Origin of the sequence: Pseudomonas sp. 5P_5.1_Bac1, assembly GCF_025466015.1 — a bacterium.
GTDB lineage: Bacteria > Pseudomonadota > Gammaproteobacteria > Pseudomonadales > Pseudomonadaceae > Aquipseudomonas.
In genome coordinates this window covers 277,945-289,848 of sequence record NZ_JANLNX010000037.1, presented here as the reverse complement: position 1 = coordinate 289,848, position 11,904 = coordinate 277,945, and the positions used below count along the sequence as shown (strand labels likewise).

The following is an 11,904-nucleotide window of genomic DNA, read 5'->3' as shown; positions in this document are numbered from 1 at the left end:
CGATAATCGGCATAGCGTTCGATTATCGAACAGATTGTTAGCAAGCTTTATGAGCCATCGCGACGGTTCAGCGCCCCGACAAACTCGCGCCTACAGAAGGCCGACCAACAGCACCTCCCTGTAGGGGCGAGCTTGCTCGCGATGGCCCACAAAGACTCTCAGGTCGCATCCGCGTGGCTGACAATCCCCTTCACCACCACCGCCACAGTCGCCAGACCAGCTGGAATCACCAGCGCCGTCAGCACCTGCTCGAAGTTCCAGCCCAGCCCCAGCAGCGTCGCGCCCATCCAGGCGCCGAGGATCGCGCCGAAGCGGCCGATGCCCAGCATCCACGACACACCGGTCGCCCGGCCCTGGGTCGGATAGAACCGCGCCGCCAGCGATGGCATGGCCGATTGCGCGCCGTTGACGCACATCCCGGCAACCAGCACCAGGGTCGCCAGCAAGGTGATGTTGCCCAGGCTCTGCCCTACCGCGTAGGCAAACACCCCGGCCAGCAGGTAGAAGGTGCCGATAACCTTGTGCGGATTGAAACGGTCCATCGCCCAACCCACGCCCACCGCGCTGAGCACGCCACCGAACTGGAACAGCGCGCCGATAAACGCCGCCTGCTCCATGCTCGCGCCACTGTCGCGCATCAGGGTCGGCAACCAGCTGGTCAGCAGGTAGACGATCACCAAGCCCATGAAGTAGGTCAGCCACAGCAGCAAGGTGCCGATGCTGTAGGTGCCGGAGAAGATCACGGCCAGCACGTTGCGGCTCTTGACGGTTTTCTGTTCCGGCACGGTGAAGGCGCTGGCCTTGGCCACGGTCGCCGGATCAATGGGCGCGAGGGTCTTGCGGATCTTCTCGATGCTGCGGTTACGCACCACCAGGAAACGCGCCGACTCCGGCAGCCACACCACCAACACCAGCGCCAGCAGCAGCGGCAGCACGCCACCGATCAGCAGCAGGCTGTGCCAGCCGAACGCCGGGATCAGCTTGGCCGAGATGAAACCGCCACCGGCCATGCCCAGGTTGAAGCCGCAGAACATGCTGGTCACCAGCAGCGACTTGAGGCGCTCGGGCGTGTACTCGGACAGCAGCGTGGTGGCGTTGGGCATGCCGGCGCCAAGACCCAGGCCGGTCAGGAAGCGCAGCACCAGCAACTGGTCGACGTTGGTGCTGTACGCCGAGGCCAGGCTGAAGGCACCGAATACCAGCACGGCACCGACCAACACCACTTTGCGTCCGAATCGGTCGGCCAGCGGCCCGGAGCCCAGGGCGCCGAAGACCATGCCGATCAGCGCGGCGCTCATCACCGGGCCCAGGCTGGCGCGGTCAATGCCCCAGTCCTGCGACAACGCCGGGGCGATAAAGCCCATGGCGGCGGTGTCCAGGCCGTCGAGGAAGACAATCAGGAAACAGAGAATCACCACCCGCCATTGGTAGCGCGACAGGGGCTGGGCGTTGATGAACGACTGGACATCCAGGGGCGTTCCGATAGCAGCTTGCGGACTGTTCATTGTTTTTTTATCCAGAAGAAAGCGCGCGAGCACCGGACAGGCGCGCACGTCGTAGCGAAGGCGGATCAGTGTAGTCAGACGGGAATTTCTAGCGTCCGCATCGTCGGCAGGGAGACGGGCGGCTCGGGGAAAGGGTGCGGGTCATGGGGCTATGCCTCTCGCTTCATTATTATTGACAGTCGGGGCGGGCCAACCGTTGCGAGGGACATTAATCAGGCGCACCGGACGGCGCAATTCGATAAACGCAACAGTGTGCGTTTATCGAACAGGATCGCGCTGCCGTCAGGCGAACAGCTGGGTGCTGAGGTCGCGGCTGGCAGACAGCATGATCGGAAGGAACCGCTGCTCCAGTTCGCTGCGGCTGACCCGGCCGGCGTGGGTGCTGACGTTGAGCGCGGCCAGCACCTGGCCGGAAGCGTCGTACACCGGCACGGCAATCGAACGCAGGCCCTGCTCCAGTTCCTGGTCGACGACGCACCAGCCTTGCTGCCGCACCAGTTGCAGGCATTCCAGCAGCGCTTGCGGGTCGTGGATGGTGCGGCTGGTCTTGGCCTGCAGGTCGGCGTGTTCCAGGTATTCGTGGAGGGTCGCGTCATCCAGCGCCGCCAGCAGGATCCGGCCCATGGACGTGCAATAGGCCGGCAGTCTGCCGCCTACCGACAGGTCCACCGAGATCAGCCGCTGGACCGTGGCCGAGCGGGCGATATAAAGAATGTCATCGCCTTCCAGGGTGGCCATGTTACAGGCCTCGTGGAGCTGGTCGCTCATGCGGTCCAGATAAGGCTGCGCCGACACCGCCAACGGCGTCGAAGACAGATAGGCATGGCCCAGCGTCAACACCTTGGGCAGCAGCGAATAGGTGCGGCCATCGGTGGTGGCATAGCCGAGCTTGATCAGCGTATGCAAACAGCGGCGCACCGCCGCCCGGGGAATCTCGGTGCGGTGGCTGATCTGGGCGATGGTCAGGTGCCGCTTGCGCTCCTGGAACGCCTGCACCACTGCCAGACCTCGCGCGAGAGAGGTCATGAAATCCGGATCACCGGTGAACGCCTGGATGCGCCGGGCCGGCGAAGCCACGATGGGCGGCGCCAGGGACGCAAAGGAACTGCGCACGTTGTCGTTCAAGCCAGGTCCTTTGGGTGTTGCTTCATCACTCATGACTCACCTCGGTCACTCACACACAAGGGCGATTATCGAACCATCGACCGATAATCGCAATTGACCGCTGACCACAATTGCTTATACCTTTCCCCAGCCACAATGTGGCTTCTTGGAGAGACTGGTCAGGTACCCACCGTAGAAGTCCCCGGGCACGGCCTCGCCCACCAGCGAGGCCGTTTTTCATTTAAAGCACAATCGAGCAACCCGCTCCGGATGTTTCCCGGAAGTAGTGGTGTACGCCACAACGGTTGAAACAAAGACCCTTCTTTTATTGTCCATTCTTGCAAGGCTTACTTGAACGGTATCCTTCCTGATTGCAATTGCTATACTCAAAACCTGATGCCGCCCACCCGGCGCCATCGAGAACGGATCCAATACTGACGTAAAGTTGTCAGTTGCCAGATCCCGCGTGTCAGACGCCAGTGCGCGTCGGCACCTACTGAATGTCTGTAGCTGCGACAGCCATTACTACACTGGCAACGTAGCCGCGTGCGCGTTACGCACTCTCGCAACAACGCCCTCGCGAAAAGCCAGCGTTAACTTTGATTAACAGGTAGCACTGTGACGAAAGAAGAACTGCGCGCGGAACTTGAGCGCCAGGAACAACGTTACAAGGATGTTTATGGCGGAGAAGTCACGACTTATGCCGCTCAACCCGACCCGGAACGCAAACCCTGGCGCAAACGCGCCACCGTCATGGACCAGGCGTTTGCCCAGGAACTTCGCAAGATCGAAGAGGAACTCAAGCCCGAAGAGCCTTGACGCACGCCCCTTCATTAACGTGCCGCGAAGACCTCCCGGTACCTGTTCGAACAGGTACCCGGGTCTATCATTGCGCGTGCGAACATGAAACCGTAATGGATTCTCACAAATTTCATACGTTTGTTTGAAACCTTTCCGACATCAAAAATTCATCCTGTTGCCTTCAGAAAGCCACATTCTCCCGGCTTTTTGCCGACGTTTTCCGATACCCGCCACATTCGATACCTGAACGGAACTTTCGCTGAAGCGATCAACCGGTCGGCAGCCAGTGCATCGATTACCGGGGATTTCTGGCATAATCGCGCCCCCTTATGACCGGGTCAGAAAACCTTCATGATCGAATTATTCAGCGGACTTGATGCGTGGGTACTGGTGAGTCTCCTGCTCGCCTTGACCTTCGTCCTCGCCTTCGAGTTCATCAATGGCTTTCATGACACCGCAAACGCGGTTGCGACAGTCATCTACACCAAAGCCATGCCTCCTCAGCTGGCGGTCTTCGCCTCGGGGATCTTCAACTTCCTCGGAGTACTGCTGGGCGGCGTCGGCGTTGCCTACGCCATCGTTCACCTGCTGCCGGTCGAGCTGCTGATCAACGTCAACACCGGGCACGGCCTGGCCATGGTCTTCTCGCTGCTGGCCGCAGCCATCGCCTGGAACCTGGGCACCTGGTACTTCGGCATCCCGGCTTCCAGCTCCCACACCCTGATCGGTTCGATCCTCGGTGTTGGCCTCGCCAACGCCCTGATCAACGACATTCCATTGGGTGACGGGGTCAACTGGCAGAAAGCGATCGATATCGGTATGTCGCTGGTGCTCTCGCCAATGGCCGGCTTTGTCGTTGCCGCGCTGGTGCTGCTGGGCCTGAAATGGTGGCGCCCGCTGTCGAAGATGCACAAGACGCCAGAACAGCGCCGCATGCTCGACGACAAGAAACACCCACCCTTCTGGAACCGCCTGGTGCTGATCATGTCCGCGATGGGCGTGAGCTTCGTGCACGGTTCCAACGACGGCCAGAAAGGTATCGGCCTGATCATGCTGGTGCTGATCGGTATCGTCCCGGCGCAGTTCGTTCTGGACCTCAACAGCACGACCTACCAGATCGAGCGGACCCGCGACGCGACCCTGCACCTGAGCCAGTTCTACGAGCGCAACCACGAAACCCTGGGCGAATTCCTCGCTCTGGGCAAGGCCGCCAAGGGCGATCTGCCGGAGCAGTTCAGCTGCAACCCGCACCAGACCGAGCCGACCATCGCCGCGCTGCAGCAGTCGCTGGCAGGCGTGACCGACTACCGCGCCCTGAGCTCCGAGCAACGTGTCGAAGTGCGCCGCTACCTGCTCTGCCTGGACGACACGGCGAAGAAGGTTGGCAAGCTGCCGGTCCTGCAACCCCGTGAAAAGGCCGACCTCGACAAGCTGCGTAAAGACCTGACCGCCACCACCGAATACGCACCGTTCTGGGTGATCCTGGCCGTCGCCCTGGCCTTGGGCCTGGGCACCATGGTTGGCTGGAAGCGCGTGGTACTGACCATCGGCGAGAAGATCGGCAAGCAGGGCATGACCTATGCCCAGGGCATGTCGGCGCAGATCACCGCGGCGTGCGCGATCGGCATGGCCAACATCTTCAGCCTGCCGGTATCGACGACCCACGTGCTGTCCTCGGGTGTTGCCGGCACCATGGTCGCCAACAAGAGCGGCCTGCAAGGCGGCACGGTCAAGACCATCCTGCTGGCGTGGGTCCTGACCCTGCCGGCCACGATGGGCCTGGCGGCGGGACTGTTCTGGCTGGCGACCAAGTTCATCAGCTAAAACGCACCGCACTGAAAACGGCGCCCAAGGGCGCCTTTTTCATGCCTGCGAAACCACTATTTGCGCTTGCTGCCTAACAGCGACCCCATCAAACCGCGCACCAACTGCCGGCCAAACTGGTTGGCCGCCTGACGCACCGCAGACTTGATCGCCTGCCCCGCTGCACTTTGCAGGAACTCACCCGCCTTGTCGGCCAGGCTCTCTTCTTCTTTCTGTGCCGCCACCGGCGTGCCGGGCGCCTCGCCCTTGCGCGCGTTAAGCATTTCGTAGGCGGACTCGCGATCAATCGGCTTGTCGTAACGACCGGCCAATGGCGACGCGGCAATCAGCGCCGCGCGCTCGGCCTCGCTCAACGGACCGATCCGCGATTGCGGCGGCGCGATCAGCACCCGCTCGACCATCGCCGGTGTGCCCTTGTCCTGCAGGGTGCCGACCAGCGCCTCGCCGATTCCCAGTTCGGTCAGCACCGCCAGGGTGTCGAAAGCCGGATTCGGGCGGAAGCCGTCAGCCACCGCACGCAGCGATTTCTGCTCCTTGGCGGTGAACGCACGCAGCCCGTGCTGAACCCGCAGGCCCAACTGCGCCAGCACATCGTCCGGCAGGTCGCTGGGCGACTGCGTGACGAAATACACCCCGACGCCCTTGGAGCGGATCAGCCGAACCACCTGTTCCAGGCGATCCTGCAATGCCTTGGGCGTGCCATTGAACAGCAGGTGCGCCTCGTCGAAGAACAGCGCCAGCAGCGGTTTGTCGGCATCGCCGCGCTCCGGCAGTTGCTCGAACAACTCAGCCAGCAGCCACAGCAGGAACGTCGCATAGACCTTGGGCGCCTCGTGAACCAGCCGGCTGGCATCGAGCAGATGAATCCGCCCGCGCCCATCCGCAGCAGGGTGCAACAGGTCTTCCAGTTGCAGCGCCGGCTCGCCGAACAGCGCTTCGGCACCCTGCTGCTCCAGCGTCGCCAACCGGCGCAGCAAGGCCTGGGAGGAACCGCTGGTCATCAGTGCGCTGTCTTCGCCGAGCACTTGCGGATTGTCTTTCAAATGACCGAGCAATGCCTTGAGGTCCTTGATATCCAGCAGCAAAAGCCCTTCGCGGTCGGCGACCTTGAACGCGGCATACAGCGCGGCCTGCTGGCTGTCGTTCAGCTCCAGCAGGTTGCCTAATAAAAGCGGGCCCATTTCACTCAGCGTTGTGCGCAAGGGATGGCCGGACTGACCATGAATGTCCCACAGAGTTACCGGATACGCCTGCGCCTGGTAATCAAGGAAAGGCATCCCGGCGATCCGCTCGGCGACCTTGCCTTGAGGGTTGCCCACCGCGCCGAGGCCGCACAGGTCGCCCTTGACGTCAGCGGCGAACACCGCCACTCCGGCATCGCTGAACGCCTCGGCCAGATGCTGCAGGGTCACGGTCTTGCCGGTACCGGTGGCGCCGGCCACCAGGCCATGGCGGTTGGCCAGGCGCATGGCCTGCGACACGGGTTTTCCGCTCAAGTCGCCGCCAAGAACGAATTGCGAAGAATCTGGCATGTTTTTTCATCCTCCATATAAAGCTTTGGTGTGACTCAGCCGATACCGAAGTGTGATTGATTACCCGAAAGTGAGGAAAAACCCGACAAGGATATGGGACACACGCGGCTTTAAAGCTGCTCTTTCGTGCAAGCGACCCGGACTTCAAGACCTTAGCGGACCCAACACGCCATGAATAAAAACCTACGTTTCAGCCACAAGATATTGTTGGCCGCCTCACTGATCGTGATGATCGCGTTTTCCCTGTTTACGCTGTACAACGATTACTTGCAGCGTAATGCGATTCGCGAAAACCTGGAGAACTATCTTCAGGAAATGGGCGATACCACGGCCACCAACATCAAGAACCTCTTCGATGGCCGGATGCTCCTGGTAGAAAGTGCTGTTCAGAACATTGCCGCCGATCCACAGAATGCCGGCAACCTGCTTGGCCAGAAGGCACTGACTTCCAGTTTCCTCACTGTTTACCTGGGCCACCCCAATGGTGATTTCACCATTCGCCCCTTGATGAAAATGCCGGACGGCTACGATCCGCGCGTACGCCCCTGGTACAAGGACGGCCTGGCCGCTGGCAAGACCATTCTGACCGAACCCTATATTGATGCGAGTACCGGCAAGATGGTGATTTCCATCATTTCGCCGGTGTCGCCGCAAATCGGTGTGGCGGGCGGCGACCTGGCGCTGGACGGCCTGGTGGAAATCATCAACTCGCTGAACTTCGGCGGCATGGGCTACGCCTTCCTGGTCAACGACCAGGGCAAGATCCTGGTGCACCCGAACAAAGACCTGACGATGAAGTCGATGACCGACGTGTTCCCGCAGAACACGCCGCGCCTGACCAAGGCCCCGGTTGAAGTCGAACTCGACGGCAAGACCCGCATCCTCAGCTTCACCCCGGTGAAAGGTCTGCCGTCGGCGAACTGGTACATCGGTCTGTCCGTCGACAAGGACAAAGCCTACGCAATGCTGAGCAAGTTCCGCACCTCGGCGGTCGTTGCCACCATTATTGCGGTCGGCTTCATCATCGGCCTGCTGGGCTTGCTGATCAGCGTCCTGATGCGTCCGCTGCACACCATGACCCGCGCGATGGAAGGCATTGCCCAGGGCGAGGGCGATCTGACCCGCCGCCTGAACATCCACAACCACGACGAATTCGGTACGCTCGGCAAGGCCTTCAACCACTTCGTCGGGCGTATCCACGAGTCGATCCGCGAAGTGGCCTCGGCCACCGAGCACGTCAACGAAGTGGCCCTGCGCGTGGTCAGTGCCTCGAACTCGTCGATGGTCAACTCCGACGAGCAGACCAACCGCACCAACAGTGTCGCCGCAGCGATCAACCAGCTCGGTGCGGCCGCCCAGGAAATTGCCCACAACGCCGCCCAGGCGTCGCAACAGGCAAGCTCCGCGCGGCACTTGGCGGAAGAAGGCCAGCAGGTCGTGGACCGCAGCATCCAGGCGATGAACCGTCTGTCAGACATGATTTCCACGTCCAGCACCCACATCGAGACGCTGAACAGCAAGACCGTGAACATCGGTCAGATCCTCGAAGTGATCACCAGCATTTCCCAGCAGACCAACCTGCTGGCGCTGAACGCCGCCATCGAGGCCGCGCGTGCCGGTGAAGCCGGTCGCGGCTTCGCGGTGGTTGCCGACGAGGTGCGCAACCTGGCCCACCGCACCCAGGAGTCGGCGCAGCAAGTGCAGAGCATGATCGAGGAACTGCAGGTCGGCGCCCGCGAGTCGGTGGAAACCATGGGCCAAAGCCAGCGCCACAGCCACGACAGCGTGTCCATCGCCAACCAGGCCGGCGAGCGCCTGAACAGCGTGACCCAGCGCATCGGCGAGATCGACGGCATGAACCAGTCGGTCGCCACCGCGACCGAAGAACAGACCGCCGTGGTCGACTCGATCAACATGGACATCAACGAAATCAACATGCTCAACCAGGAAGGCGTCGAGAACCTGCAATCGACCCTGCGCGCCTGTTCCGACCTGGAAGAACAGGCCGGCCGCCTGAAGCATCTAGTCGGCAGCTTCCGCATCTGACCCCTCCCCGCCCGGCGGCGCAATGCCGCCGGGCCCTTTGTCGCCGATCGAACAAACTATCCTTAACGAAGGTCAACCTTAGGGCGCGTCATCGCGGCAGCCAGTACGCCGGATGACAGTCTCTGAAGACGATCCCGGAGGGATGCTGATCGTGCATATCGCGGACATCACCATGTTCTACGCCCCCGCCAGCGGCGGTGTGCGTACCTATCTTGATGCCAAACACCGACGCCTGGGACTTACCCCGAACGTACGCCACAGCCTGTTGATCCCCGGCGCCACCGCCTGCCAGCACAACGGCATCCACGAAGTCCCGGCACCTCCCCTGCCCTTCGGCAACGGCTATCGCTTCCCCCTGCGCCTCGCGCCCTGGTGCAACGTGCTGCACGAACTGCAACCGGACCTGATCGAGGTCGGTGACCCCTACCTCACCGCCTGGGCCGCCCTCGGCGCGCGCCGGCGCCTGGACGTACCCGTGATCGGTTTCTATCACTCCGACCTGCCGCTGCTGGTGAGCAACCGCATGGGCAACTGGTTCACGCCGAACGTGGAAGCCTATGTCAGCAAGCTCTACGGCAATTTCGACCGGGTCCTGGCGCCCAGTCAGGTGATGGCCAGCAAGCTGCGCAGGCTCGGCATCGACAATGTCCACGTACAGCGCCTCGGGGTTGACCTCGCCACTTTCCATCCAGACCATCGCGATCCGGGCCTGCGCGCCGAACTGGGCTTGCCGGACGATACCCGCCTTCTGGTGTTCGCCGGACGCGGTTCGCGGGAGAAGAACCTGCCGGTGCTGCTGGACTGCATCCAGCGCCTGGGCAAGCCGTATCACCTGTTGCTGGTGGGCTCGCACATGCCCGCCCATGTGCCGGACAACGTCACCGTCTTCGATCACTTCCGCCCGGCCAGCGAAGTGGCGCGGCTGCTGGCCAGCGCCGACCTGCTGGTGCACGCCGGCGATCAGGAAACCTTCGGCCTGGTGATCCTCGAAGCGATGGCCAGCGCCATTCCGGTGGTGGCGGTGGCGGCCGGGGCGTTTCGCGAGATTGTCGATCCTGGCTGCGGCCAACTCTGCGCCCCGGGCGACGGACAGGCGATGGCCGCTGCCGTGGCGCAAGTGTTCGAACGCAATGTCACCCTCCTCGGCCAGCGGGCGCGCCTGCATGTGGAGCAGCATTACAGCTGGGACAGCGTGGTCAGCGGCCTGCTGGAGCATTACCGGGCCGTGCTCGGCTACAGCAACCTGCCGGTGCGCGCCCATGCCTGATGCCAATCCCGCGCCCGAGCGCAGTGTGCTACTGGTGCTGCACGACGTGGCGCCGAAGACCTGGCCGGACTACCAGCCCTTTGTCGAAGCGGTGGATGCCCTCGGCAACATTCCCATGACCTTGCTGGTGGTACCCGACTTCCATAAGTGCAACGCGCTGGAGAACGCCCCTGACTTTCGCCGCGTCATGGATCAGCGCCTGGCCCGTGGCGACGAACTGGCGCTGCACGGCTACTACCACGCCGACGACGGCCCGCCGCCGCGCTCGCCCGGCGAGTACTTCATGCGCCGCATTTATACGTGGGAAGGCGAATTCCATAGCCTCGATCAGGATCAGGCCTTGCAGCGACTGAGCGACGGGATCGAGGTATTCGAGCGGATGGACTGGCCCCTGAGCGGCTTCGTCGCGCCTGCCTGGCTGATGAGCGAAGGCACGCGGCAGGCGCTGCGCACACTGCCGCTGCATTACACCAGCGATCCGCAGCATTTATATCGCCTGCCCGATTTCAGCACGGTGAAAGCCCCGGGGCTGGTCTGGAGCGCCCGCAGCGCCTGGCGCCGGGGTCTGTCGAAAATGGTCTGCACCTATCAGGAAAGCCGCCAGCAACAGGCCAGTACCCTTCGCCTCGGCCTGCACCCGGTGGACATGCGCCACGGTTTTTCCCGGCGCTATTGGCTGCAGACCCTGCAACGCCTGTTGGCGGACGGGCGCACGCCCATGACCAAGATGGCCTGGCTGGCCAGCAGGCCCGGCCCGTGAATCGCATCGGCTGGTTGCTGGCGGCGCTGGTCATGGCGGCGCTGGTGCCAGCCGTGCTTGGCGGCAGCGAACTGCTGCCGCGACTGCGCAGTTTCCCGCCCGGTCTGCTGTTGGCGCTGTTCGGCATGATCGTGCTGTGCTGGACCCTCAACGCCATGCGTCTGCGTCTGTTATTGGGCAGCCAGGGCGAGAAGATCGGCCGCCTACGCAGCCTCGGCGTGATCATGGCCACCGAGTTCGCCATCTGTTCCACGCCAGGCGGCAGCGGCGGACCGCTGACGCTGATGGCGCTGCTGTCCCGCGACCGGGTGCGGCCCGCCCACAGCGGCGCGGTGTTCGCCATGGATCAGTTGAACGACTTGCTGTTCTTTCTCTTCGCCGTCCTCGGGATCGTCGTCTACACCCTGTTCCACAGCTTCAATCGCAGCCTCGAAGGACTGCTGATCAGCAGCGCGGTACTGATGCTGGCCACCTTGGGACTGGGCCTGGTGCTGGTGCGCTGGCGACGGGGAGTGATGCGGTTCAACGGCCGGCTATTGAAGCGCGTGAAGGTTTCGCCACTGACCCGGCGTCGCTGGGCGCGGCGCCTGCTGCATTTCTTCCGCGCCTTCCGGGCCACCCTGCGCCTGCCACGGCGCGTTCTCGCGCTGGTGTTCGGCCTGACCTGCCTGCACTGGGCGCTGCGCTACAGCGTGCTGTATCTGGTGTTGATCGGATTGGGCGGGAATTTGCAGTGGATAACGAGCTTCCTGGTGCAGGTGCTTTCGTTGAGCGCCGGGCAAGTCAGCCTGCTGCCCGGTGGCGCCGGCGCCGCGGAGCTGACCTCGGCCACGCTACTGACGCCCATGGTGGGCAAATCAACCGCGGCGGCGGCGGTGCTGGTCTGGCGTGTGGTGACCTACTACTTCTACCTGGTCGCCGGCGGGCCGGTGTTCCTCTGGCTGCTCGGTCGACCCTTGCTCGAGCGCATCACCCGCTAGCTGCGCCTGCCACAGCTCAGCGGCACCGGGAAACTCGGTGCCATCCTCGCTGCTCAGCGCGTCGGGGTCATAGCGACTCAGGCAA

Annotated in this window: 9 protein-coding genes and 1 pseudogene; 7 read left to right on the top strand and 3 right to left on the bottom strand. The window is 62.8% G+C overall.

The features are described from left to right. Nucleotides 1-158: 158 nt before the first annotated feature. Nucleotides 159-1,505 (bottom strand): MFS transporter, encoded by a 1,347-nt coding sequence (locus tag NTD82_RS07495; protein ID WP_262128230.1) that lies wholly within the window; start codon nucleotides 1,503-1,505, stop codon nucleotides 159-161. A gap of 282 nt (nucleotides 1,506-1,787) precedes the next feature. After that, nucleotides 1,788-2,663 (bottom strand): pca regulon transcriptional regulator PcaR, encoded by an 876-nt coding sequence (pcaR, locus tag NTD82_RS07490; RefSeq protein WP_175652194.1) that lies wholly within the window; start codon nucleotides 2,661-2,663, stop codon nucleotides 1,788-1,790. A gap of 564 nt (nucleotides 2,664-3,227) precedes the next feature. On the opposite strand from pcaR, the gene NTD82_RS07485 reads away from it, so the two are divergent. Continuing rightward, entirely contained in the window at nucleotides 3,228-3,428 is a 201-nt protein-coding gene (locus NTD82_RS07485; RefSeq protein ID WP_095154761.1) for a hypothetical protein, read from the top strand. A gap of 333 nt (nucleotides 3,429-3,761) precedes the next feature. Next, nucleotides 3,762-5,234 carry an inorganic phosphate transporter gene (locus tag NTD82_RS07480; protein WP_095154760.1) on the top strand — a complete coding sequence of 491 codons (1,473 nt, stop codon included), beginning with the start codon at nucleotides 3,762-3,764 and terminating at the stop codon, nucleotides 5,232-5,234. A gap of 56 nt (nucleotides 5,235-5,290) precedes the next feature. Here the strand turns inward: NTD82_RS07480 and NTD82_RS07475 are convergent, their stop codons facing one another. Next, nucleotides 5,291-6,766, bottom strand: coding sequence for a helicase HerA-like domain-containing protein (locus NTD82_RS07475; RefSeq protein WP_095154759.1), 1,476 nt, complete (start codon nucleotides 6,764-6,766; stop codon nucleotides 5,291-5,293). 171 nt (nucleotides 6,767-6,937) lie between these two features. Here NTD82_RS07475 and NTD82_RS29265 point away from each other — a divergent pair. The 5 genes and pseudogenes from NTD82_RS29265 to NTD82_RS07455 form a co-directional block, all read left to right on the top strand. Next, a pseudogene (locus tag NTD82_RS29265) lies at nucleotides 6,938-7,957 on the top strand (cache domain-containing protein); the annotation flags it as partial. Between the two features lie 90 nt (nucleotides 7,958-8,047). Then, nucleotides 8,048-8,812: a methyl-accepting chemotaxis protein gene (locus NTD82_RS29260; RefSeq protein WP_371864274.1), complete on the top strand. Its 765-nt coding sequence runs from the start codon at nucleotides 8,048-8,050 to the stop codon at nucleotides 8,810-8,812. Nucleotides 8,813-8,954: 142 nt separating this feature from the next. After that, nucleotides 8,955-10,079, top strand: coding sequence for a glycosyltransferase family 4 protein (locus NTD82_RS07465; RefSeq protein ID WP_262128228.1), 1,125 nt, complete (start codon nucleotides 8,955-8,957; stop codon nucleotides 10,077-10,079). Continuing rightward, nucleotides 10,072-10,839: a polysaccharide deacetylase family protein gene (locus tag NTD82_RS07460; RefSeq protein WP_262128227.1), complete on the top strand. Its 768-nt coding sequence runs from the start codon at nucleotides 10,072-10,074 to the stop codon at nucleotides 10,837-10,839. Before NTD82_RS07465 ends, NTD82_RS07460 begins: the two co-directional genes overlap by 8 nt. Then, entirely contained in the window at nucleotides 10,836-11,819 is a 984-nt protein-coding gene (locus NTD82_RS07455; protein WP_262128226.1) for a YbhN family protein, read from the top strand. Before NTD82_RS07460 ends, NTD82_RS07455 begins: the two co-directional genes overlap by 4 nt. Nucleotides 11,820-11,904 lie beyond the last annotated feature (85 nt).